The organism is Phaeobacter sp. JH20_34, from assembly GCF_048056095.1.
Classification (GTDB): domain Bacteria; phylum Pseudomonadota; class Alphaproteobacteria; order Rhodobacterales; family Rhodobacteraceae; genus Phaeobacter; species Phaeobacter bryozoorum.
The window spans coordinates 120,619-143,190 of sequence record NZ_JAYMWT010000007.1; the positions used below are offsets into that span (position 1 = coordinate 120,619).

At 62.4% G+C, this 22,572-nt stretch carries 27 protein-coding genes; 16 read left to right on the forward strand and 11 right to left on the reverse strand.

Features of this window, described 5'->3' with window-relative positions; genetic code table 11:
• The first annotated feature begins 1 nt into the window (after nucleotide 1).
• Complete coding sequence (locus tag VWZ81_RS08305; protein ID WP_416536660.1) at nucleotides 2-1,081, forward strand: FecCD family ABC transporter permease; 1,080 nt, start codon at nucleotides 2-4, stop codon at nucleotides 1,079-1,081.
• A 60-nt stretch (nucleotides 1,082-1,141) separates the two neighbouring features.
• Here the strand turns inward: VWZ81_RS08305 and VWZ81_RS08310 are convergent, their stop codons facing one another.
• A complete protein-coding gene (locus VWZ81_RS08310; protein ID WP_340547356.1) occupies nucleotides 1,142-1,489 on the reverse strand; it encodes a RidA family protein in 348 nt (115 codons plus the stop codon).
• A 293-nt stretch (nucleotides 1,490-1,782) separates the two neighbouring features.
• Between VWZ81_RS08310 and VWZ81_RS08315 the strand changes: the two genes are divergently transcribed.
• From VWZ81_RS08315 to VWZ81_RS08335, 5 genes are read left to right on the forward strand one after another with little or no spacing between them, the layout of a single operon-like run.
• Nucleotides 1,783-2,814 (forward strand): BMP family protein, encoded by a 1,032-nt coding sequence (locus tag VWZ81_RS08315; RefSeq protein ID WP_340547357.1) that lies wholly within the window; start codon nucleotides 1,783-1,785, stop codon nucleotides 2,812-2,814.
• A gap of 10 nt (nucleotides 2,815-2,824) precedes the next feature.
• Nucleotides 2,825-4,405 carry an ABC transporter ATP-binding protein gene (locus VWZ81_RS08320; protein ID WP_416542934.1) on the forward strand — a complete coding sequence of 527 codons (1,581 nt, stop codon included), beginning with the start codon at nucleotides 2,825-2,827 and terminating at the stop codon, nucleotides 4,403-4,405.
• Complete coding sequence (locus VWZ81_RS08325) at nucleotides 4,395-5,444, forward strand: ABC transporter permease (protein WP_340547359.1); 1,050 nt, start codon at nucleotides 4,395-4,397, stop codon at nucleotides 5,442-5,444. The genes VWZ81_RS08320 and VWZ81_RS08325 overlap by 11 nt, the downstream gene beginning before the upstream one ends.
• Nucleotide 5,445: 1 nt before the next feature.
• Entirely contained in the window at nucleotides 5,446-6,390 is a 945-nt protein-coding gene (locus VWZ81_RS08330; protein WP_416537482.1) for an ABC transporter permease, read from the forward strand.
• Nucleotides 6,390-7,670: an amidohydrolase family protein gene (locus VWZ81_RS08335; protein WP_416543033.1), complete on the forward strand. Its 1,281-nt coding sequence runs from the start codon at nucleotides 6,390-6,392 to the stop codon at nucleotides 7,668-7,670. Before VWZ81_RS08330 ends, VWZ81_RS08335 begins: the two co-directional genes overlap by 1 nt.
• 6 nt (nucleotides 7,671-7,676) lie before the next feature.
• On the opposite strand, the gene VWZ81_RS08340 is transcribed toward VWZ81_RS08335, so the two are convergent.
• Nucleotides 7,677-8,258: an exopolysaccharide biosynthesis protein gene (locus VWZ81_RS08340; RefSeq protein WP_416536654.1), complete on the reverse strand. Its 582-nt coding sequence runs from the start codon at nucleotides 8,256-8,258 to the stop codon at nucleotides 7,677-7,679.
• Between the two features lie 415 nt (nucleotides 8,259-8,673).
• On the opposite strand from VWZ81_RS08340, the gene VWZ81_RS08345 reads away from it, so the two are divergent.
• The 4 genes from VWZ81_RS08345 to VWZ81_RS08360 all read left to right on the forward strand — a co-directional run bounded on the left by VWZ81_RS08345 (nucleotide 8,674) and on the right by VWZ81_RS08360 (nucleotide 11,047).
• Entirely contained in the window at nucleotides 8,674-8,799 is a 126-nt protein-coding gene (locus VWZ81_RS08345) for an entericidin A/B family lipoprotein (RefSeq protein ID WP_072505423.1), read from the forward strand.
• Between the two features lie 212 nt (nucleotides 8,800-9,011).
• A complete protein-coding gene (locus tag VWZ81_RS08350) occupies nucleotides 9,012-10,466 on the forward strand; it encodes a mechanosensitive ion channel family protein (RefSeq protein WP_416542935.1) in 1,455 nt (484 codons plus the stop codon).
• A gap of 98 nt (nucleotides 10,467-10,564) precedes the next feature.
• Complete coding sequence (locus VWZ81_RS08355; RefSeq protein ID WP_416542936.1) at nucleotides 10,565-10,828, forward strand: Rho termination factor; 264 nt, start codon at nucleotides 10,565-10,567, stop codon at nucleotides 10,826-10,828.
• A 33-nt stretch (nucleotides 10,829-10,861) separates the two neighbouring features.
• Nucleotides 10,862-11,047 (forward strand): PLD nuclease N-terminal domain-containing protein, encoded by a 186-nt coding sequence (locus VWZ81_RS08360; RefSeq protein WP_340547365.1) that lies wholly within the window; start codon nucleotides 10,862-10,864, stop codon nucleotides 11,045-11,047.
• 91 nt (nucleotides 11,048-11,138) lie between these two features.
• Here VWZ81_RS08360 and VWZ81_RS08365 read toward each other — a convergent pair whose 3' ends face one another.
• Together VWZ81_RS08365 and VWZ81_RS08370 are read right to left on the reverse strand one after the other, a co-directional pair.
• Nucleotides 11,139-11,648 carry a pyridoxamine 5'-phosphate oxidase family protein gene (locus VWZ81_RS08365; protein ID WP_416539977.1) on the reverse strand — a complete coding sequence of 170 codons (510 nt, stop codon included), beginning with the start codon at nucleotides 11,646-11,648 and terminating at the stop codon, nucleotides 11,139-11,141.
• Between the two features lie 107 nt (nucleotides 11,649-11,755).
• Entirely contained in the window at nucleotides 11,756-11,953 is a 198-nt protein-coding gene (locus VWZ81_RS08370; RefSeq protein WP_340547367.1) for a CsbD family protein, read from the reverse strand.
• Between the two features lie 263 nt (nucleotides 11,954-12,216).
• Between VWZ81_RS08370 and VWZ81_RS08375 the strand changes: the two genes are divergently transcribed.
• The 4 genes from VWZ81_RS08375 (at nucleotide 12,217) to VWZ81_RS08390 (ending at nucleotide 14,987) form a co-directional block, all read left to right on the forward strand.
• Nucleotides 12,217-12,747, forward strand: a complete 531-nt coding sequence (locus VWZ81_RS08375) for a hypothetical protein (RefSeq protein WP_416542937.1) — start codon at nucleotides 12,217-12,219, stop codon at nucleotides 12,745-12,747.
• Nucleotides 12,747-13,157, forward strand: a complete 411-nt coding sequence (locus VWZ81_RS08380; RefSeq protein WP_340547369.1) for a phage holin family protein — start codon at nucleotides 12,747-12,749, stop codon at nucleotides 13,155-13,157. Before VWZ81_RS08375 ends, VWZ81_RS08380 begins: the two co-directional genes overlap by 1 nt.
• Nucleotides 13,150-13,902 (forward strand): hypothetical protein, encoded by a 753-nt coding sequence (locus VWZ81_RS08385; RefSeq protein WP_416542938.1) that lies wholly within the window; start codon nucleotides 13,150-13,152, stop codon nucleotides 13,900-13,902. The genes VWZ81_RS08380 and VWZ81_RS08385 overlap by 8 nt, the downstream gene beginning before the upstream one ends.
• Nucleotides 13,903-13,964: 62 nt before the next feature.
• On the forward strand, nucleotides 13,965-14,987 hold the full coding sequence (locus tag VWZ81_RS08390; RefSeq protein WP_340547371.1) for an AI-2E family transporter: 1,023 nt from the start codon (nucleotides 13,965-13,967) through the stop codon (nucleotides 14,985-14,987).
• A 62-nt stretch (nucleotides 14,988-15,049) separates the two neighbouring features.
• Here VWZ81_RS08390 and VWZ81_RS08395 read toward each other — a convergent pair whose 3' ends face one another.
• The 4 genes from VWZ81_RS08395 to VWZ81_RS08410 are packed head-to-tail and all read right to left on the reverse strand — an operon-like array spanning nucleotide 15,050 to nucleotide 19,091.
• Nucleotides 15,050-16,600 carry a phospholipase D family protein gene (locus VWZ81_RS08395; RefSeq protein WP_416542939.1) on the reverse strand — a complete coding sequence of 517 codons (1,551 nt, stop codon included), beginning with the start codon at nucleotides 16,598-16,600 and terminating at the stop codon, nucleotides 15,050-15,052.
• A complete protein-coding gene (locus tag VWZ81_RS08400; RefSeq protein WP_416542940.1) occupies nucleotides 16,575-18,353 on the reverse strand; it encodes a sensor histidine kinase in 1,779 nt (592 codons plus the stop codon). Before VWZ81_RS08400 ends, VWZ81_RS08395 begins: the two co-directional genes overlap by 26 nt.
• A 1-nt stretch (nucleotide 18,354) precedes the next feature.
• Complete coding sequence (locus tag VWZ81_RS08405; protein ID WP_340547374.1) at nucleotides 18,355-18,900, reverse strand: RNA polymerase sigma factor; 546 nt, start codon at nucleotides 18,898-18,900, stop codon at nucleotides 18,355-18,357.
• Complete coding sequence (locus tag VWZ81_RS08410; protein WP_416536718.1) at nucleotides 18,900-19,091, reverse strand: NepR family anti-sigma factor; 192 nt, start codon at nucleotides 19,089-19,091, stop codon at nucleotides 18,900-18,902. The genes VWZ81_RS08405 and VWZ81_RS08410 overlap by 1 nt, the downstream gene beginning before the upstream one ends.
• Nucleotides 19,092-19,187: 96 nt before the next feature.
• On the opposite strand from VWZ81_RS08410, the gene VWZ81_RS08415 reads away from it, so the two are divergent.
• The gene (locus VWZ81_RS08415) at nucleotides 19,188-20,003 is read left to right on the forward strand and encodes a response regulator (RefSeq protein WP_340547376.1); all 816 of its coding nucleotides are present in this window, start codon (nucleotides 19,188-19,190) and stop codon (nucleotides 20,001-20,003) included.
• Between the two features lie 185 nt (nucleotides 20,004-20,188).
• Here the strand turns inward: VWZ81_RS08415 and VWZ81_RS08420 are convergent, their stop codons facing one another.
• Together VWZ81_RS08420 and VWZ81_RS08425 are read right to left on the reverse strand one after the other, a co-directional pair.
• Nucleotides 20,189-20,686 carry a Dps family protein gene (locus tag VWZ81_RS08420; protein WP_416542941.1) on the reverse strand — a complete coding sequence of 166 codons (498 nt, stop codon included), beginning with the start codon at nucleotides 20,684-20,686 and terminating at the stop codon, nucleotides 20,189-20,191.
• A gap of 192 nt (nucleotides 20,687-20,878) precedes the next feature.
• Nucleotides 20,879-21,043: a DUF1328 domain-containing protein gene (locus VWZ81_RS08425; RefSeq protein ID WP_340547378.1), complete on the reverse strand. Its 165-nt coding sequence runs from the start codon at nucleotides 21,041-21,043 to the stop codon at nucleotides 20,879-20,881.
• 119 nt (nucleotides 21,044-21,162) lie between these two features.
• Between VWZ81_RS08425 and VWZ81_RS08430 the strand changes: the two genes are divergently transcribed.
• Nucleotides 21,163-21,477 carry a hypothetical protein gene (locus VWZ81_RS08430; protein ID WP_416542942.1) on the forward strand — a complete coding sequence of 105 codons (315 nt, stop codon included), beginning with the start codon at nucleotides 21,163-21,165 and terminating at the stop codon, nucleotides 21,475-21,477.
• Nucleotides 21,478-21,582: 105 nt separating this feature from the next.
• On the opposite strand, the gene VWZ81_RS08435 is transcribed toward VWZ81_RS08430, so the two are convergent.
• Nucleotides 21,583-22,455, reverse strand: coding sequence for a MurR/RpiR family transcriptional regulator (locus VWZ81_RS08435; RefSeq protein ID WP_340547380.1), 873 nt, complete (start codon nucleotides 22,453-22,455; stop codon nucleotides 21,583-21,585).
• Between the last annotated feature and the right edge of the window lie 117 nt (nucleotides 22,456-22,572).

Sequence of the window (22,572 nt, forward strand, 5' to 3'; positions counted from 1 at the left end):
TATGTCCACAGCCGACGCACATCACGCATCTGAGCCGCGCCTGAGCGCGCGTGCCCGGCGGCGCCTGCGCGGGCGGCTGGCCTGGATCCTGGGCGGGGCCGTGCTGACGGCCCTGACCCTGTCGATTGCGGTCTCCGTGGGCGCGGTCGGCATCCCGCTGACCTCCGTCTGGGGGATCATCGCCGACAAGCTGGGCGGCGGATCGGGCGCCGATTTCGCCGCAGGCTGGACCAAGGGGCAGGCGGCCATCGTCTGGGATATCCGGTTTCCCCGCGCGCTGCTTGCGATGATGGTCGGGGCCGGTCTGGCCATGGTGGGTGCCAGCCTTCAGGCGGTGACCCGCAACCCGCTGGCAGATCCGCATCTGCTGGGCATTTCGGCCGGCGGTGCGTTTGGTGCCATTCTGGCGCTGCTGCACACCGGGTTGTTTCTCGGGCTTCTCACAGTGCCCTTGCTGGCCTTTGTCGGCGCATTGGGCGCAACCGCGCTGGTCCTTGCGGTCTCCCGCTTTGCCGAGGCGACAACAGCTGACCGGCTGGTTCTGGTTGGCGTGGCGGTCTCCTTTGTCATCATGGCAGGCGCCAATATTCTGATTTTCCTTGGAGATCCGCGCGCCACCCATACCGTGGTGTTCTGGATGCTGGGCGGGCTTGGCCTCGCGCAGTGGAGCCACCTGGCCTATCCGCTGGTGGTGCTGCTGCTCTGCGGGGGGTGGCTCTGGTCCCGCTCTGGCGATCTCAATGCGATGACCGTCGGTGACGAAACGGCAACAACCCTGGGCATACCGGTGGCGCGGTTCCGGTTGATGACCTTTTGCGTCGGCGCGCTGGTCACCGGGGTGATGGTGGCCTTTTCCGGAATGATCGGCTTTGTCGGGCTGATCGTCCCGCATGTGGCACGGCTGATCGTTGGCGGCGATCACCGCCGGGTGCTGCCGGTCTCGGCACTATTCGGCGGGCTGTTTCTGGTCTCTGCCGATATCGCCGCCCGCACCCTGATGGCGCCAGAGGACATGCCGATCGGGCTGGTCACCGGGCTGGTCGGCGGCGTCTTCTTTATCTGGCTGCTGCGGCGGCGCTAAGGTCGCCCGATCCCAAAGAAGGCCCCCATCGCTGACGGGGGCCTTTTGCAATTATCGGCCTCAGGCCGCGGCAACGACGATCATCTCCACCAGAAACTCGGGGCGCGCCAGCTTTGCCTCGCCGCAGGCCCGCGCCGGGGTATGCCCCTCGGGCACCCAGGCGTCCCACACCTCGTTCATCGCAGCAAAATCAGCCATGTCAGACAGCCAGATGGTGCATTGCAGGATACGTGTTTTGTCGCTGCCTGCCTCTGCCAGCAGCCGGTCGATATTGTCGAGGCAATCCTGCGTCTGCTGCGCGACGCTGGCCCCGGCGGTGCCGACCTGACCGGCCAGATAGATGGTATCGCCATGTTTGACGATCTGGCTCATGCGGGGGCCGGTGTGGCTGCGTTCAATCTGTGTCATGTGATCCTCGTTCGGTGTCGGCCGCGCCGACAGGGCGGGTCCGCACCATGGATACCGCCCCATCGAAAGCAAGGCAATGCGCAGGGCAAGCGGTTCAAATACCGCACAAATTTCGATATCTGAATTCATCCTTGCCCAAAAGAGAAGCGCGCCCCTATAGTTTCCCCTGCGGAACACAGGGCGCGTATTGCCGGGGTCACGACCAGCCCCCTAGCGTCGACACCACGCGGGCATGACCGGCGACGTTCCAAAGAGCCTGCACCAACGCAGGGCCATCGACAGGGGGAAATGACATGACACAGACCAAGACCAGCGCGCGGATGTCGCGCCGCCACTTTCTGCTCAGCTGTGCCGCCGGGGCGCTGACCGTCGGGCTTGCCGCCTCGCTGCCGCTTCGGGCCACAGCGGCCGAGCCGATCAAGGTTGCAGGCATCTACACCGTGCCCGTCGAACAGCAATGGGTCAGCCGGATCCATGTTGCCGCCCTCGCCGCAGAGAACCGTGGCGACATCACCTATACGTTTTCCGAAAACACCTCGAACACCGATTATCCGCGCGTGATGCGCGAATATGCCGAACAGGGGCACAAGCTGATCATCGGTGAGATCTTCGGCGTTGAGGCGGAGGCCCGCGAGGTGGCGGCAGATTATCCCGATGTGGCCTTCCTGATGGGCTCTTCCTTCAAGGAGGATCCGGCGCTGCCCAATCTGGCGGTCTTCGACAACTACATTCAGGATGCCTCCTACCTGTCGGGGATCGTGGCCGGGGCCATGTCGGAGAGCGGCAATATCGGCATGGTCGGCGGTTTTCCCATTCCTGAGGTGAACCGCCTGATGCACGCCTTTATGGCGGGCGCGCGGGAGATGAACCCCGATATCAAATTCCAGGTCTCGTTCATCGGCAGCTGGTTCGATCCGCCCAAGGCCAAGGAAACCGCATTCGCCATGATCGAGAACGGTGCCGATATGCTCTATGCGGAACGCTTTGGCGTCTCCGACGCGGCCAAGGAGAAGGGCGTGCTGGCCATCGGCAATGTGATCGACACCCAGAGCGACTATCCTGACACGGTGGCGGCCTCGGCGCTGTGGCATTTTGAGCCGACCCTGGATGCAGCCATCGCCAAGGTGCGGGACGGCAGTTTCACCGCTGCCGACTATGGCATCTATTCCTTCATGAAGGAGGGCGGAGCCTCGCTGGCGCCTTTTGGCACCTTTGAGGGCAAGATCCCGCAGGAGGCACTGGATCTGATCGCCAGCCGCAGCGCAGCGATCAAGGATGGCTCTTTTGTGGTGGAGATCAACGACACCGAGCCCGGCTCCTCCTGAGCAGCTGCGCATGACGCCGGACCAGACGGCGCAGGCATCGGGCAGTGGCCCGGTGCTGCGCCTGCAGCACATCACCAAGCATTTTGGCAACGTCACCGCAAATGATGACGTGAGCTTTGACCTGTTTGCAGGCGAGGTGATCGCCCTGCTGGGAGAGAATGGCGCGGGCAAGACCACGCTGATGAATATTCTGTTCGGACAATACACGGCGGACGCTGGCGGCGTGGAACTGTTCGGCACGGCGCTGCCCCCCGGTGCACCGCGCGCCGCGCTGGATGGAGGCGTCGGCATGGTACATCAGCATTTCACGCTGGCGGATAATCTGACGGTCTGGGAGAATATCACCCTTGGCGTGGAGCCGCTGCTGGGTCTGGGCCTGCGGGCAGGACCGGCAAAGGCCCGTATCCGCGCGCTGGCGGAGCAGTTTCATCTGAAAGTCGATCCCAACGCCAAGGTCTCGCGGCTCACCGTCGGCGAACGCCAGCGGGTGGAAATCCTGAAGGCGCTGTACCGCGATGCCCGGATCCTTATTCTGGACGAGCCCACAGCGGTTCTGACACCGCAGGAGACCGATGCGCTGTTTGCCACGCTGCGCGAAGCCATCGCCCGTGGTCTGTCGGTGATCTTCATCTCGCATAAGCTGCATGAGGTGATGGCAATCTCCGACCGCGTGCTGGTGCTGCGCCATGGCCGGCTGGTGGCCGAGCGGCGTACCGCCGAGACCAGCCGTGACGAACTGGCGGCGCTGATGGTGGGGGCAGAAGTGACGCCGGCGGATTTCACAGCCAACGCCCCCGGCCCTGCCCTGTTGCAGCTGCATGAGGTCTCCACCCCCAGCATCGGGGCAACACCCGGATTGCAGCGCGTGTCACTGGAACTGGCGGCGGGTCAGATCACCGGATTGGCCGGGGTGTCCGGCAATGGTCAGGCCGCGCTTTCTGATCTGGTCTCGGGGCTGATCACGCCGCAGTCCGGCAGCCTGACCCTGAACGGCGCCGCCCCGGCAGGCTGGTCCCCGCGTGAGGCGATCAACAGCGGGATCGCCCGCATCCCCGAAGACCGGCACAAGACCGGCACGATTGCCGATTTTGACCTGACCGAAAACGCGATCCTTGAAACCTATGCGACCCGCTTCAGCCGCCGTGGCTGGCTCGACTGGCGGGCCGCGCGTGACTTCGCCAAGACGGTGATCGCAGGCTATGACGTGCGCTGTCCCGGCCCCGACACGCGCATCCGGCTGCTGTCGGGCGGCAATATGCAAAAGCTGATCCTTGGCCGTGTGCTGGAACAGGCCCCGCAGATCATTCTGGCCAACCAGCCGGTGCGCGGGCTGGATATCGGCGCGGTCACCTATGTGCATGAACAATTGGCCAAAGCCTGCGCGCGCGGGGCGGCGGTTCTGCTGATTTCCGAGGATCTGGACGAAATCATGCAGCTTTCCGATGTGATCCATGTGATCAGCGAAGGGCGTCTGAGCCCCGGTTTTGCCCGTGGCAGCAAACAGCCCGAGGAACTGGGCGCCTGGATGGCCGGTCATGGGTTTGACGATCGGTCGGATGCCCCACAGACGGAGGATGGCCATGCGGCTTGAACCGATTGCCGCGCCAAGCTGGCAGCGGCGGCTGCTGCCGCCTGCCCTTGCACTGCTGGCGACATTTGTCATTGCTGCCGCGCTTGCACAGGTCGCCGGGGGGGAACCGCTGTCGATCTTTGGCCTGATCCTGAGCGGGGCATTCGGGTCGAAATTTGCGCTGCTTGAGACATTGAACCGCGCAACCCCGCTGATTTTCACCGGTCTGGCGGTTGCTGTCGCCTTTCGTGCCAAGCTCTGGAATATCGGAGCCGAGGCGCAGCTCTATGCTGGGGCTGTGATCACCGTTGTTCTGGGCACCGGCGCGCTGAACCTGCCTGCACCGCTGTTGCTGCCCCTGCTTGGTGCGGCGGCTCTGATCGCGGGGGCGGTGCTGCTGCTGGGGCCTGCGCTGCTTAAAACGCGGCTGGGGGTGGATGAGGTGGTCACCACGCTGCTGTTCAACTTCATATTCCTGTTGTTCGTCTCCTACCTGCTGGAAGGGCCGCTGAAGGATCCGATGGGCATGGGTTGGCCAAAATCACCCCGGCTAAGCGCCGACGCGCGGCTGCCCCGGGTGGTGGACGGGCTGCGGCTGCACTGGGGGTTTGCGCTGGCGCTGATTTCAGCGCTGGTGATCTGGGTGATCAACACCCGCACCACGCTGGGCTATGAGATGCGCGCAGTTGGCCAGAACGCCGAAGCCGCGCGATTTGCGGGCATTCCGGTCACAAAGGTGATCCTGAAAACCGCGCTGTTGTCCGGCGGGCTGGCCGGGCTGGCGGGCTATTCAGAGGTGGCCGGCCTAAAGGGGGCGCTGACGCTCGATCTCAGCCCCGGTTTTGGCTACACGGGCATCGTTGTGGCCATGCTGGCGCTGCTGCATCCGATTGGCGTGGTTTTTGCAGCGCTGTTTGTCGCCGCGATCTTTGTCGGAGCGGACAGTATGAGCCGCGCCGCAGGTGTTCCCAGCTATCTGGCTGATATCATGCTGGCCTCGGCTCTGCTGCTGATGGTGCTGGCGATCCTGCTCAGCAAATTCCGGCTGCGGAGGGACTGAGATGGACATTCTCGAAATCCTGCTTTCCGCCAGCTTCTGGGCCGCTGCGATCCGCATCGCCTCGCCGCTGATCTTTGCCACGCTGGGGGAGCTGATCTGCGAACGGGCCGGCGTGCTCAATCTCGGGATCGAGGGGATCATGGTCGCGGGTGCCTTCTCCGGCTGGATCGCGGTCTGGGCCGGGCTGCCCCTTTGGGGCGGGGTTGGTGTGGCACTGCTGACCGGCATGACCTTTGGCCTGCTGCATGCGACGCTCAGCGTGCCTTTCGGGCTGTCGCAGCATGTGGTGGGCATCGGGCTGACACTGCTGGCGACTTCGCTGACCTTCTACACCTACCGCGTGGTGCTGCCGGAGGTGTCCTCGCCCCCCAAGATCGAGGCGTTTCAGCCCTATGAAATCCCGCTGCTGTCGGATCTGCCGCTGGTCGGCCCGGCCCTGTTTTCCCAGACACCGCTGACCTATGCCGCCTTTGTGCTGGCGGCGCTCTGTGCCTATGTGCTCTACCGAACGCCGCTGGGGCTGGCGGTGCGCGCGGCGGGTGAGAACCCATCGGCAGTGGCCGCACAGGGGCTGTCAGTGACCGCGATCCGCATGGGGGCGGTGGTGGTGGGCAGCGGCCTGATGGCCGTGGGAGGCGCGTTCCTGACGCTTTCGGCCTTTGACAGTTTCTTTTTCGATATGGTGAACGGGCGCGGCTGGATCTGCATTGCGCTGGTGGTCTTTGGCGCGTGGCGACCGGGCAAGGCAGTGTTGGGCGCCATCCTCTTTGCCGCCTTTGATGCCTTGCAGATCCGCCTGCAACAGACCGGGATCGGCGCGGTGGTGCCCTACCAGCTGTTCCTGATGATGCCCTATATTCTGTCGATACTGGCGTTGATCGTGATGTCGCGCCGCGCCGAGGTGCCTGCCGCATTGATGGTGCCATTCAACAAGGGAGAAAGATGATGTTGGATCTGTTGATCAAGGGCGGCACGCTGCCCGATGGCTCGGTCGCGGATATCGGCATCACCGGTGACATCATCACCGAGGTGGCGCCGTCCATTGACGCGGCGGCCAGAGAAACCATCGAGGCCAGCGGCGATCTGGTCACGCCCCCCTTTGTCGATCCGCATTTCCACATGGATGCGACGCTCTCCTACGGGCTGCCGCGGGTCAATGCCTCTGGCACGCTCCTGGAGGGGATCAGCCTTTGGGGAGAGCTGCGCGAGGAGGCCAGTGTCGAGGATATGGTCAGCCGCGCCCTGACCTATTGCGACTGGGCGGCCAGCATGGGACTGCTGGCGATCCGCACCCATGTCGATACCACGCCCGACCACCTGCGGGGCGTGACCGCGATGCTGGAGGTCCGCGAGGCGGTCAAGGAGTACATCGACCTGCAATTGGTCGCCTTTCCGCAGGATGGGTTGTACCGGGCGCCAAATGGTCGCGATAACCTGATCCGCGCGCTGGATATGGGCGTCGATGTGGTGGGCGGCATTCCGCATTTCGAACGCAGTATGCAGGATGGTGCGGAGTCTCTGGGCGATCTATGCAAGATCGCGGCGGATCGTGGATTGCAGGTCGACATCCATTGTGACGAAACCGATGATCCGCTGTCGCGACACATCGAGACACTCGCGCAGGAGACGCTGCGCCACGGCTTGCAGGGGCGCGTGGCCGGCAGCCATCTCACCTCCATGCACTCGATGGACAACTACTACGTCTCCAAGCTGTTGCCGCTAATTGCCGAAGCCGGGATTGCCGCCATCCCCAATCCACTGATCAATATCGTCTTGCAAGGTCGCCACGACAGCTTTCCCAAGCGGCGCGGCCTGACCCGCGTGAAGGAATTGCTGGCCCATGGCGTAACGGTGGGCTGGGGGCAGGATTGCGTACTGGATCCCTGGTATAGCCTTGGCACCGCCGACATGCTGGACGTGGCTTTCATGGGGATGCATGTGGCGCAGATGACCCACCCGGACGAGATGGCGCAGTGTTTCACCATGGTGACCGAGAACAATGCCGCGATCATGGGACTGGACGGCTATGGGCTGAAGAAAGGCGATCGCGCCTCGTTGGTGGTGCTGGATGCGGCCACCCCGACCGAGGCACTGCGCCTGCGGCCTGCCCGTCTGGCAGTGGTGGCAAAGGGCAAGGTGATCAGCCGCAGCGCGCGCGGCGATGCTGCGCTGTCGCTGCCCGGTCGCCCTGCACAGGTCCGGCGCCGCCACACCCTGCCGGGCTGATCCCCGTCATAGCAGCAGGTAAGGCAGGCCGACGCCCGCTACCGCCAGCAGCGCCAGCGCCACCAGCATTACCAGCCCGTCGCGGGTCAGCATCGCGACGGCAAGGCTGCTGACCACCGCCCCCAGAGTGGAAGAGCTGAAGGGCACCAGTTCAAGAAACGGCATCGCCAGCCCAGAAAGGGCGCACAGGATACGCGGCACTGTGACAAAGGGCTGGCGCAGCAGGATCTTCACCCGCGCCTCGGTATGGCGATCGAGAAATCGGGCCATCCGGCGCATAGGCCCCAGCACCCTGCGCGCCCGCTCCGAGGAGATCCGCTGTCGGCGGAGCCAATCCGGCAGCCACAGATGATCCCGGCCAAGCGCCATTTGCCCGGCGATGAGAAAGATCAGCAGCCCGCAGACAGTCGAGAACAGCGGCACGCCACTGAGCGGCGACACCACCGCCATCGCGGGCAGCAACAGGGTCGCCGCCATCGAGGAATGGCCAAGATCCTCGACAACCTCGGCAACGCTGATGCTGTCCTCTTCCAGCAATTCGGTCGTCGCCTCGATTATCTCGCCGACGGGATGGTCCTGCGCTGTCATTGTGATCTGCCTCCTGTCTGGCCTGCGGTGCGCGCTTCGGCGCTCTGTCCGACCTGTCACGCCTCGGGTTCCGTGTCTGTTCTGTGTCTCTGGAGAGCAAACGTTTCGACGCGCCTGCGGTTCCAGCGAGCGCCGGACAATGCGCACGACAACACCGCTCGCCCCCGAGGCAGGTCAGGTGTTTTTCTTTGACTGCCAGCAGCTTCGGCGGGAACCGATCCGGCAGCAGAGGCGTTAGCCCAGCGCAACCCCGTGACGAGACGGGGCAGGCCCCGCCAGATCGGGGCCACCCGGGGCCGCGACTGGGCTTTGCCCGCGCCCCATACTCCGCCGGTGCGACACCGGCCCCGATTTTTCGGGACTGATACTTGGATCTGACACCGGCGTTCGCGCCGCGAAACAAAAGGAATTTGACATGCGACTGATTATTGCCGCTCTTGCCTTGGCCGGTCTGGCTGCCTGCGAAACAACCGAGGGCTTTGGCCGTGACGTCTCCGACCTTGGCGACGCGATCACCGAGGAATCTCAGGAAGCACAGTAAAGCGCCGCCCGATTCATGCCCCGTCAGACCAGTTCTGGCGGGGTTTTTCTGTCCGATCCCGCGCGCATCCGGATATTGCGGTGCTGATGGCGGTCGGCGGTTGACGTTCCCCGTAACTCGAAGAACCATTGCAGCGCGATCAATGGCCTGACGGGTATTACAACCAGCGGGCCACGCGCCCCTTTCCGATGCGTTCCAGACCGAGGATGCCAATGCCCCACCGCCCTGCCCGCTGCTCCCCCCATCCCGTCGGCGCCGCCGCCCGGCCCCTGGCCCGGGCATTCCGTCAATCCCGGCTTGCGCTGCATCTGAGTGTCATGGCGCTGACATTCTGCCTGTTGCTGCCGCATCCCGGCGCCGCTCAGGCAACCAGCGATCCGGTGCAGACCGACAGCGCAATCCAGCTCGATAGCAAAGCTGCCCCGGACGCCCAGATCCGCCGCAGGATTGTCCAGCTGCTGGGAGAGATCGACGGCTTCGACAAGGTGAGGGTCTCTGTGTCAAGTGGCGTTGTGACCCTGTCGGGCGAGGTTCTGGACAATCCGCGCCAGACCCAGCTGACCACGATGGTCGAACGCATTGACGGTGTCGTGGCGATCGAAAACCGGACCGCGATCAATGGGCGGCTTGATGAGCGGCTCGACTCGGCCTTTTCCCGGCTGAAGGAGCGGACCCGAAATATCATTGCCAATGCACCGATTTTCTTTGTCGCGATGCTGGTTTTCGTGATGATTTCCGCCTTTGGCTGGCTGCTGACGACGCGGCTGCGGATCTGGAAGCGTCTGGCGCCAAACTCCTTTATCGCGGAGGTCTATAGCGGTGTGGCGCGCATTGCCTTTATCGTCCTTGGGCTGGTGGTGGCGCTGGATATCCTCAACGCAACAGCGCTGCTGGGGGCCGTATTGGGGGCCGCTGGTGTTGCTGGTCTGGCGGTTGGTTTTGCGGTGCGCGACACGGTGGAGAATTTCATCGCCTCTATTCTGCTCAGCCTGCGGCAACCGTTTCGGCCGAATGATTTTGTCGAGATTGCAGGCGATATGGGGACCGTTGCCCGGCTGACCTCACGCGCGACCATCCTGATCTCACCCGAAGGCAACCATATCCGCATCCCCAATGCGACCGTCTTCAAGGGCCGGATCGTCAACTACACCCGCGATGCCAACCGGCGGTTCGAGTTTGAACTGGGTGTTGATGCCGACGCCGATCTGGCCGCGGCCCTGTCGACGGCGGTTGATGCCCTGCAATCGCTGCCCTTTGTCCTGCGGGATCCATCGGTTGGTGCCTGGGTCAAGGAGGTTGGCGATTCAAATGTGATCCTGACCTTCACCGGCTGGGTCGATCAGACCCAGAGCAGTTTTCAAAAAGCCCGTGGCGAGGCCATTCGGATTGCCAAGACCGCGCTGGAAAGCAATGGGTTTGGCCTGCCGGAGCCGATCTACCGCCTGCGTGTTGATGCTCGGGACGCCGCGAGCCTGCTACCCGTGGCCCAGCAGCAATCGCAGAAGGTCCCGGCACCTAAACCTGCCGCCGCCCCGGCCGAGACCCCCCTGCCGGCAGCGTCGGATCCAGCCCGTGTCGAGGACGCCAATGAGGAGGCCGCCGCCCGCGAACGCAACGCCCCCGATGGTGGCGGCGACCTGCTGAGCGACGGGCAGAACGCGGAGTGATGACGCCAATCGCCACGACCAGATGGCAATGCGGCAATATGGGAGGGCGGAACAAATTATTCAGGTTCTGCGTTGCGCTTGGAAAAGAGGAGCACCCCATGGCCGACGACCACAGCGCATCCATCAAGAAGGAAGACACCTATAAGGCCCTGCGCGACAAGGGCTATGGCAAGTCGAAGGCTGCCGCCATAGCCAACGCGCAGGCAAATGATGACATGTCCCCATCTGAAAAGGGCGGTAAGGCGCCCCCATATGAGGATTGGACCAAAGACGAGCTGATGGACCGCGCCCGCGAGCTGGATATCGACGGGCGCTCGACTATGAACAAGGACGCGCTGATCGAGGCGCTGCGCAGCGCCTGACCGCGCCCATACCCCGACAAGGAGAGATTATATATGGTAGAATATGCTGGCATCGGCGGGCTGATCGTCCTGCTGCTATCCATCTGGGCAATCGTGTCGATTGTCGGGTCCAACGCAGGCACCGGAAAGAAAGTCATCTGGGTTGTTTTCGTGCTGATCCTGCCGATCCTTGGCTTCATCTGCTGGCTGCTCTTCGGCCCCCGCGCGCGGAAGGCATAAACACATCTGACCGAAGCCTGAAACGTTAAAAAATGGCGCTGCCCCAACACGGGACAGCGCCATTTTTCGTGATCGCGCGACGTGCTGACGATCAGGTATTGAGCTGAAGCACGTGGTGCACGCCGACATCCGGGTGGCCCTCGGTCTCGCTCAGGCTGGCGCGCAGCAGCTTCAGGCCGACCAGAACGGCATTGCCCTGCGAGGCCCAGACCGCTGCTTCACGCGGGGTCATCTTGAGCAATGTCACCTTTGGGTCGTCACGGCCCTTTTCAAACCAAGCGCCGACGGCAAAGCTCCACAACTCGTCGAGCTTATCGGGGTCATTGGTGACCTCCAGCGGTCCGCGCACGCTTGCGTGATAATCCTGACCGTCGGAGACAAGGGTCAACTGGGCGTCGGCACCAAGGCCGATTGCCCGGACCAGATCGCTGTCGGAGGAGCTAATGAACCAGATCGCGCCATTCTCTGCATCCGCGAAATGCGTCATCGGCTGCGGATGCTGGTCGCTGTCACGCACAGCCAGCATCGAAGTGCGGCGTTTCTCCAGCTGGTGCCACAGTTGAGAAATCGCCTCCTGCTGGGTTTCAGTCTGTCGTGCCATGTCAAAATTCCTTTCGTCTCAATTCGATAGGCGGGGTCGGAGTGTCACCCCGCGCAGTTTGCGGCCGCCTGTCCGGCAGCCAAACCACAGGACATCAGATGGAGGGGTCAGACCGAGGCGAAGAACTTATCCAACTCGCGCTCAGCTTCTTCGCGGGCCTTGCCATATTTTGTTTGCAACAGGCCAAGCAGCTGTTCGCGGTCGCCCTTGGCCTTCTCGACATCATCATCTGTCAAATCGCCATAGGCCTCATGGAATTTGCCCTTCAGGGTTGCCCAGTTCCCTTTGATCTGTTGCTCGTTCATGTCTTGGCTCCTGTCATTTGGGTATCGTCGCCTAGTCAACGTGCCGGTATCGGCTTGGTTCCCCGAAATCTCAGCGGGTGCGCTATCGCCGATCGCGAAGACTGCTCTGGAGTCCGCGTCCCAGAGGGCGCTGCCATGTCGGCGTTCATGATCGCGCGTTGGGCACCGCGAGGTGGAACAGACAGAAGTCCAGAGAGTTCGGGAACCAACCGTCGCAGGCCGCGTTGGGATCACAAGCCATCCAAACAGAACGGGAGAGGCACATGACCGATCAAGACACGACTTCACGCCACATCGAGCGCGCCAAGACACATGCGACGGAACTCGCGGAACAGGCGCAGGAGACGCTGCGCAGCGAGGCCAGAGCACGCGCGCAACAGGCCCAGAGCAAAGCCGCAGGTGAGGCCGCCGCCGCTGCGCGTGCTGCTGATGCCGCTGCTTCCGAGCTGCCGCAAGGCTCGCTTCAGGCTCAGGCCGCCCAGCAGCTGGCTCAGGGGCTGGAGCAGGTTGCGGATACCATCCGGACAGCCGATCTGGAAAAAGTACTGCGCGATACCGGCACTTTTGCCCGCAAGAACCCGATGCTGTTTCTGGGGGGGGCTGCGCTTCTCGGCTTTGCCGCAACCCGGTTCCTGAAGTCGACAGCGCCGGATGCCACGTCGGATCGCGCCGTCGCCGATGACGCAACAGGCGACCCATGGGCCGCCTATGAGACCGGTGACGGCTCCCCGGCCAGCGACAGTGACTACAGCCGTGGCGGCATGACGCAGAGTCCTACGCGGAGGGCTTCGTGATGGAAGATCAGAACACCTCTGCCAGCCCGTCACAGGCGCCGGGACTGCTGGTGACCGTGCTCAAACAGATGTCGCAGCTGGTTCAGGACGAGTTGCGACTGGCGCGGGCAGAACTGTCGCGCAACCTGTCGCGCGCCGGTGTTGCCATCGCGATGATCGCGGTGGGTGCCGTGCTGGCCATTGTGGGGCTGCATGTCCTTGCAGCCGCGCTTGTCGCCGCGATCACCGCTATGGGCCTTAGCGTCGGGACCGCCGCGCTGATCGTCGGCGGGCCGTTGATCGCCCTTGCCGTGGGGCTGGTTATGCTGGGCGTCAACCGCCTGTCACCCTCAGCCCTTATGCCGGATCGCAGCCTGCGGAACGTGCAACGCGACCTCAAGACCTTGAAGGAGACCACACGCCATGTCTGATGATACCGATCTGACCGAGCTTGAGACCGAAATCGCCCGTGACCGCGTGGCGCTGTCCAAATCCCTCGACACATTGGCGGCGAGCCTGTCGCCGGAGCGCATCGCGACGGAAGTTTCTGCAACCGCATCGCAATATGGCGGTGAGATTTCGCAGCAGCTGTGGTCAACCGCGCGTGCCAACCCGGCCGCGCTGGCGCTCGTCGGCACCGGCATCGCGCTGCTGATGTCGGGAGCCGGCAAGCGACGTGATCCGGAGGGACAGGCGCAACCGGCGGGACCGGTGACCGCGTCGACCAGCGCTGAGATGGCTCACGTGCCCAGCCCCGATGCGGGCCAGCGCAAAAGCCCCAGCGCCAGGCGTCTGCGTGCGGCGCTGGACCACGGGCTGGACAAACTGCCTCCCAAAGCGCGCAAGCAGGTGCGAAAGGCACGTCTTTCCGCGATCCAGATCCAGGAAGAACTGGAACGCAGAGCCGCAAAGCTCAGCCGCGCGTCGCAGGATGGCATCGCAGCGCAGCCACTGGTTGCCGGCGGTCTCGCCTTTGGCCTTGGTGCGATTGTCGCGGCCCTTCTGCCGCAAACCCGGCAAGAAGATGAACTGCTGGGCGCCAAACGCGACGCCCTGATGGCTGAGGCGCGCGACACCCTGCAACAGGAGTTACGCAAGCTGGCCAACAAAGGCGAGGCCGCGCTGCACGACCAGCTCAGCCAAGGCCGCGAGGCGCTGGAAGCCTCTCTGAACTGACGCTGCCCTCCCCTCTGGCCCGACCGGGCCGGAGGGTTTTCTCTCAGACAAGGCCATTCGCCATGCTCAATTCGATGCTGTCCGACCGTGCGGCGCGCATGATGCTGCTCATTCTGACGGCACTTGCCCTCGGCCTTGCACTCTATGTATCCAAACCGATCCTTGCGCCCATCATATTTGCCGTGGTGGTGGGGATTGTCGTCTCACCCATTGCCGACCGGCTACAGGGCATTGGCGTGGCCCGCGTGATCGTAGCGAGCAGCCTTCTGCTATTCTCCTGCGCCATCATCGTGCTGCTGTTCCTGTCGCTGGAGCCTCTGATCTCGGGCGTTGTTGAAGATCTCCCCAAAATTAAACGTGAAATCAAAAGCTGGGTCTACATGATGTCCGGCCTTCTGCGCGGCATCGAAGCCATCAGCCAGGAGATTGAACAAACCGTCGGCACACGCGGCGCCGAGGCGGATGTGGCCAGCGGGTTTCCGACGCTGATGGATGCGCTCTGGGTGGCGCCCAACTTTGGTGCGCAGGTGTTTATCTTCATCGGCACGCTGTTCTTCTTCGTGCTGACACGTACGGATATTTATGCTGCTGCGGGGGCATTGGGCAAACGGCTCTACCGCGCGGAACATGAGGTGGCGCGCTACTTCGCTGCTGTGACGATCGTCAACGCAGGGCTTGGTGTCGCCACCGCAATCGGCCTTGCCGTGATCGGCATCGACAGCGCGCTGATCTGGGGGCTGGCGGCCATGCTGCTGAACTTCATCCTGTATCTCGGCCCGTTGATGATGATCACCGGCCTGACATTCGTCGGGATGACACAGCTTGGCGGTGCGGCGGCGCTGCTGCCGCCGGCATTGTTCCTTGGGCTGAACCTTATCGAGGCGCAGTTTGTCACCCCGGCTTTTGTCGGTCATCAGCTGCATCTGAGCCCGCTGGTGGTGTTTCTCGCGATTGTCTTTGGCCTGTGGATCTGGGGTCCGGTGGGCGCGATCGTGGCGCTGCCGACGTTGCTGTGGGCCGGTCAGTTGCTGCGCGCCTCCTCAGAGGCACGCCGGTCACAAGGCCCCGATACCCAGCCAAGTTGAGCCAGACCACCGGGCCGCCGGGCTGCCGCCTGCGCGCCATCAGGCCCTGTCATCCCGTCGGGTCAGACCACATCCTCGGTCGCGCCCGGAAGGGGCTGCTGAAGATCGGCCATTTTGTCCGGATCATGGGGCACCAGAAAGCCGTTGCGCGACTCCGGCAGGCGCAGGCCATTGCGTGCGACCTCTGCGCGCCACCAGTCCGACGCTGTCTCCAGCCTGCGCGCCTCATCCGGCATCTGGCCCTGATCCCACCAGTGGTTGCACATCGCGCGCCAGGTTTCGGCCACGCGGTCCTTGCGGGTGATGCGCAGCGCCACCTCAGTGTCCCAGCGCATCGACCGCCCGTTCATGTTCGCAGACCCGACCATCGCAAAACTATCGTCAACGATCAGCACCTTGCTGTGGACATAGATCACAGGTGAGCCTGCCAGCACCGAGGGCGCTTCGCGATCGGCCAGGATCGGCTGTACCGGGCTGGCGATGGTCGCGCGGCTGCCAAAAGCTGCTTGCAATGTGTCCAGCGCCTGCCCCTGCAAGGCCATACCATAGCGCGCATCCAGATCCCGGTTGCCCTCAAAAGCCACATCATCGGGCAGCGCGGGCAGCACCAGAATAAGAGAGAGGTCCGGGTTGCGTCTGGCGGCAGCGGCAAGCCCGTCTGCCAGTACGCTGGAGCGCAGAAACTGGGTTTCGAGATAGATCAGATGTTCGGCGCGTTCGAAGGCGGCGAGATAATCCTCTTCGATCTCGCGCAATACCGTGCGGGGGGACAGCGCCCAGAATCCGAAACGACGCGGCGCGGAAATCGTCCGGCGGATCAATTTGCCTTCGGGCGGGTTTTCCTTGCCCGCGACATAGCGTTGAAAATGCCGCAAATGCTGCGCGGCCTCGCGGGCCTCGGGGCCGCTGACCAGCACCTGGACATCTGCCCAGGTCTGCTGTGACGGCTCATCATGCTCCAGCGTATCGCGGCGGCGCTCGTTGAGATCCAGCCCGCCGACATAGAGTAGGGTTTCGTCAATCACCGCCAGCTTCTGATGGTGGGTGACCGGGCGCACTTCGGGAAGAAGACCATCGTCGGGGGTATCGGACAGGCCACGACCGGGGAACCCGGTGGCGCCTGCTGGTCCGGTTGGCCTGCGGTCCGAGATCTTGTTCTTCTTCATCTTGATGAATGGGCCAAACGCCACCCGTGGCAACAGACCTGCCCGCGCCGGATGCAGCGCGCCCTCGACATGAAGGTCACCGACCGGATCATCGGTCGCGCGGCGCGCGAGGCGCACGGCGATTTCCTGCGCCTGCGCCACGGTGCGTTTGGTTTTCTGATGCAGCTCCTGGCCCATCACCGGGTCGAAATCGCTGACAACCAGATGAAAATGGACACCTCGGGCAACCACATGTTCGACCAGATCCGCCCATGTCTCGCCGATGGCGCGCGCCTCGTCGCTCAGCAATGCGGTAGAGAAGTCGAAAATACGGAAACTGGCACGCACCTCTGTTTTGGCGCTGAGCACCGCCCGCTCAAACGCAGGCCATGCCTCGGCAGCGGTCACCAGAACCTCAAAGACCTCTGGATCCGTCGCCGCGTCATCCTGTGTTTCGCAGGTCGGCATTGTCGTTCGCACCCCTTTTTTCCGCAAGCCCCTGTGCCGCCGTGTCGTCGCTATGCGGAAAGACGACCTCATAGGTAAATTCTGTTTCTGTTTCCGTCGTCTTGGCCTCACCCTCGAGCTGTGCGACGAAGGCCTTGATGAGCCGGGCGCCGAGCCCGCTGGTGAACTGGCGCTCTTCGCTTTCGGCCCCGTTCTGCGGGTCCAGCGCGTTGCGGATGGTAAGACGGCAGTAGCCGCCCTGCTGTTCTGCAAAGGAGACACCAACAACGCGTCGCCCGTCGCCGTCTACACCCGCAAATCTGACAGCATTGGTCAGCGTTTCGGCCACCAGCATCGACAGATTCACCGCATCGTCCTGATTAAGCTGGACCGAGGCCAGATCTGTCTCGATGGCGACAGCGCCGTCGCGCCCATGCGACAGGGAGGCAATCTCCTTGGCCAGAGCCGTAATAAGCTCGGCCGCGTCCACGGTGGTGACATCTGGATTGGTGTTCAGGGACCGGTGAATCGCCGCCAGCCCACGCACCCGGCGCTGAAGCTGGGCAAGCACGTTGCGCGCCTCGTCCGAGCGCGCCGATCTTGCCTGCATGTTCATGATCGAGGCGATGAGCTGGAGGTTGTTCTTTACCCGGTGATGCACCTCGCGCAGGAGCACGGTTTTCTCGCGCAGGTCGATCTCCCGGCGTTCTTCGGCCTTGCTGAGGATCATCACCATGCGGTTGAAGGACTGCTGGGCCTCGGCAAATTCGCGCGGCGGGTTCAGCAGATCCAGCTGGGCCTGTTTCCGCTCGCCTAGCGCATAGCGCCGCATAGCTGCGCGCAGGTCACTGAGATGGCGGATAACCAGACGATGCAGGCCAAATACGCCGACGACCATGCCTGCGAGCCACATCAACACCGGAAAGGCCAGGGTGAAGGCCCAGCCGCCCATGCCTGTTGCCATCTGCGCCTGTGCAGCTGGCCAGCTTCCCACAACGGCGACTTGGCCCGGAACGATGTCGCTCACCGCGAAGAACCGTTCTTCCTGGGATTTTGACATTGCAAAGAACGTGTCGCCAGACCGCCTGATCAGATCCGACTGCGCGGGTGTCTGAGGCAGCATCAACCCGGCCTGAGGCAGCGGCTCCGAAGAGGACAGGATATCGCCGTCCCGATCAATTGTGGCAAAACGGATGCCTTCCAGCTGCCAGCTCTCGGTGAAAAACGCGCTGGTCAATCTTTTCGGAATGGCGAGGGTCAGATAGCCGACGATTTCGCCACCTTCGCGAACCGGCGTTGTCAATGAGAGTTCGAAATCCCCATTTCCATCAAGGCTGCGCCCCACCCCATAGGTCAGCGCGCCGCGCGCGACCGCTTTTGCAAAAAATGCTGTTTCGGCGATCGCGCCGCCCACATCCTTGGAACTGCAGACCGGCTGCCCCTCGGGCGTGACAAGGCCTGCAAAGGAATAGGTCGGCTGCGCTTTGACAAAGGTGGCCAGGGCGAGATTGCAGGCTGCGGGCTGATTGCGCAGCGGCAGGGTGGCCGCCGCCAGGGCGTCAGCGGCGCCGCTGGTGCGTTGCAACAGCTCCCGCTCTCCCATGGCGGCCCGTTCGGTGCGGGCAAGAATGGCCATCCGGGACAGGCGCGCGGCCTCATCTATCACCGTGTAGGTCTGATAGATGGCAATCATGCCCAATGGCAGCAATGCCAAGGTCATGAGAGCGGCGAGCCGAAAAAACAGCCCGCCAGCCAGTGCCCGCCCCAGTTTCATATCAGGCCACGCTTTGCTGCGACACGATGCCTGCAGTTACGGTGTCGGTTAGCTCCAGCGGCTCGTTTTCGCTCAGATTCATCAGCTCGGCCAACCGCGCCCGGCCTCTGTTCACCCGGCTCTTGATCGTGCCGACCTTGACGCCGCAGGTTTCTGCGGCCTCCTCATAAGAGAACCCGCCGGCGCCAACCAGGATCAGCGCCTCGCGCTGTTCATCGTTCAGCTGTTCGAAAGCTTTGTTGAAATCGCGCATGTTCAGGCGCCCGTCATGATCAGGTTTCTGCGAAAGCTGCTCGGACAGGACGCCATCGCCGTCCTCCACCTCGCGGCGGCGTTTACGGCGTAGAGAGTAATACGTGTTGCGCAGGATCGTAAAGAGCCAGGCCCGCATATTGGAGCCTTCCTCGAATTTGTCGATATTGGTCCAGGCTTTCACCAAGGTATCCTGCACCAGATCATCGGCCATGGCCGTATTCCGGGTCAGACTGATGGCGAACGCACGCATGGCACCAAGGTGGTCCACCAGCTCGTCTCTGGGATCGCCCATCAGGAGTCATCCTCATCACGATTTGCGCTTTTGATCGGCGCTGCGCCCTTGGCTTTCAGCTGGTCGAGAAGATTTGCGAACCGGTCGGGGATGGGCTCCGACGCAAGCGTATCAAACGCCTTTTTCAGGTTGCTGTCGATCTCTCGCTCGATCGCGTCGCCGCGTTTTTCTGTTGCCTTGTGCTTTTCCATACGATCCAACTATATTTTTTTACGCACACTCTGGAACCAAACGCAGTGACCAGACGTATGGTTCCATATGTATTCAGAAAAAAAGGGACATATCAAATGACCGCCCCGACAGGAGAAATTCTTGCTAATCAGATCGGGTCTAACCTGCCGTTCCTGCGCCGTTATGCGCGGGCGCTGACAGGTAGCCAGACCAGCGGTGACACCTATGCCCTTGCAACTCTGGAGGCGATCCTGGCCGAGCCGGACCGCTATGAGGCTGAGCTGAAAGCAAAGGTGGCTTTGTTCCGCGCTTTCCATGTTATCTGGAGTTCCAGCGGTGCCCCGGTTGAGCTGGATATGCCCGACAGCGGGCTGGAGACCCAGGCGCAGAAGCATCTGCGTGCGCTTACCCCGAATACCCGCGAGGCGCTTCTGCTTCACACGATTGAGGATTTCAGCACCGCAGAGGTGGCGCAGATCATGGAAATCGGCGCCGATGAAGCAAGTGAGCTGGTGAAGATCGCCTATCAGGAGATGTCGAAATCCACATCGGGTCGCATCATGATCATCGAGGATGAGGCGATCATTTCGATGGATCTTGAAGGGATCGTCAGCGAAATGGGACATCGGGTGACCGGCATTGCCCGGACTGAAGATGCCGCGCTGAAACTCGCAAGGGAAGAGACACCGGATCTGATCCTGTCGGATATCCAGCTTGCGGATAACTCCAGCGGCATTGATGCGGTGAACAAGATCCTTGAAAATCATTTCGACTGCCCCGTGATCTTTATCACTGCCTTCCCCGAAAGGCTGCTGACCGGCGAAGGGCCGGAACCTGCCTTCCTGATCTCGAAGCCCTATACCGAGGATCAGGTTCGCTCGGCGGTCAGCCAGGCGATGTTCTTCTCCTCGACCGAGACGTTGAAGGCCTGAACCAGGCGCAAACCTGTTTTGATCAAATAGCCGCCTGTGATCAGGCGGCTATTTTTGTGTCTGGACGGCAGTTGCGGATGTTTTCCGCTCTTTCGCTTGAGATCGCCGCCGCGCCGGGATCACCGCCGCGCGCGTCTCTCGTGCCGGATCACCCTGTCAGGCGGTGCCTAAGCTTTCGTCAGGCCTCAGCCCTTGGCGATGGCGCGCAGCATCCAGGCGGCCTGCTCGTGAAAGGCGGAGCGCGCCGTCGCCAGATCCTCGGTAACGATATCCTTGCGATCGCCCGCCAGCTCGGCCAGCGCATGAAGGCGGTGCGCGACGCGTTCATGACATTGAGCGAGATCCTCAACCATATCCGCAGCCGTCAGCGAGCCGGTTTTGTCTTCAAGCTTTGAACGGCTGACGATATCGGCAAGGCTCGACGGCGCCAGATGCCCCAGCGCGCGGATCCGTTCCGCCAGCTCGTCGGTCGCTGCAAACATATTCTCATACTGCTCTTCGGTCAGCTTATGGACCGAGTAGAAGGCCGGCCCTTCGGCGTTCCAGTGATAGGCATGCGTCTTGAACACGAGGCGATAGGTATCGGCCAGCACATCGGCCAGCCCGCTGGCGATCACCGAGGTGTCACGGACACCGGTGCTAACGTCATCACGGCTGGGCACAACTGAAAGCGCTTCGCTCATCTCATCATCTCCTTTGTCTGTGTCGGTCTCGCCACCCCAACGTGTGCTCCTGACAGAGGTTCCCATATTTCTCGCCGGTGTCAGACCTTCTCACGGATGTCGGGCGCGCAGGCGCCGGGGACAGATGGGCAACGAAAATGGGCGGACGCCACAGCATCCGCCCCTTATCGCTTTCGCATTGTCGTCTCCACGCTATCTGCCCTTTACCACCCGAACCACCATGGCGATGGCAAAGAGTACAAGGAACACGAAGAACAAAATCTGCGCGATCCCGGCAGAGGCAGACGCCACACCGCCAAAGCCGAAGAGGCCAGCGATGACTGCGACAACAAAGAATAGCAAAGCCCAGTAGAGCATGGTCCTCTCCTTCATATCATGTCGTGCTGTGATACCGTCCCAACTCAGACCGCGCGGCGATGGTTCCATGGAACTTTCGCGGCTCGGCGCACGTTGAGTGGTGGAAAGGAGACTTCATCATGGCTGCAACTCAGACACAGACTGAACCGAAGAAATCGACCGCTGCGCGACGCAAGCAGGACACTCTCACAGAGGCGTCCCAGCCGATTGCGGCAAAAGCCAAAGAGGTTGGCGAACAGCTGGAGAATATGGCGGTACGCAATGCTCAGGCGGTCCGTGAGATGGCGACCGAGGGTGCAAAAACCGCGTCCCAGACCGTCAATGAGCTTGCCTCCCAGAGTGAGGAATTCGTGAAGAAGAATCCGGCGCTTGCCGTAGCTGGCGCGCTGGGGCTGGGCGTGCTGATCGGCCTTGCGGTCCGCAACCGCTACTGAAACACTTAAATTCCGAGATACAAAAAAGGGAGGCTAGCGGCCTCCCTTTTTTTTATCTGTTGGACACGTTTCTCTGACTATGAACAACCACGGCTGCGAGGGGATTCAGGTGAATTTGCGAAACAGCCGCGTGGTGTCGAAAATTGTATCGAGTTTCTCGTAGCGCGCGCGCGTCTCGTCCCAGCGCTCCTCCTGTGCGGCCGAGATCATCGCCTCCAGCAGCATCATGGTTGAGATGTTTGAGTCCCAGGCCGAGGGGATTTCCACCCAGCAATTGAAGGTATGCGCCGCCACAGATCCGATGGGGCTGGACCATTGGTCGGTGATCAAGATCACCCGCACCCCCCGTTCCGAGGCCAGTTCGGCCAGCCGTTGCAGGTTGGTCTCATAGCGGCGGACGTCGAACATCAGCAGCGTGTCGCCTTCCACCATATCCAACACGTAATGCGGCCAGGTCGCCGAGGAGGAGGTCATATGTGTGACCCGCTGGCGAATGGCCTGAAAATGCGTGAAGGCATAATCCGCAAGCGCACGGGTGATGCGCCCGCCAACCACATAGAGCCGACCCTCAGTATCGGCCAGCTGCCGGACCGCCGCATCGAACTGCTCTGAATCGACGTTGGAAAAGGTCTGGCTGAGGTTGTCGGTCACCGCCTGTGCAAATCTGTTCAGAAGATGCCCCTCCGGCGCCTCCGACGCCCAGTTGGCCCGGCGCTGGGTCGGGCCGGATCCCTTTGCCTCCAGCTCTTTCAGCAGGGCCTGATGGAACTGCGGATATCCTTTGAAACCAAGCTTCTGCACCATGCGCGCCACGGTGGGTGTCGACACATCGGCATTGGCGGCAACAATGGTGATAGAGGCCAGACCAGCCGCCGGATAATTGGCCAGCAGGGCATTTGCGAATTTGCGCTCTGCCTGGGTCAGGGTTGCATATTGCTCCCGGATGAGTTCGCGCACGGTGGCGGGCGGTTTTGTCACTGTCCGGCTATCCCTCTGGTTTGCCTACAATTTATGCACTGCCCCAAAGACAGGGCCATCCCCGACACGAGGGGATCAAACTGATGCTGAAAATATATTGACACAAAAAGTCGTACG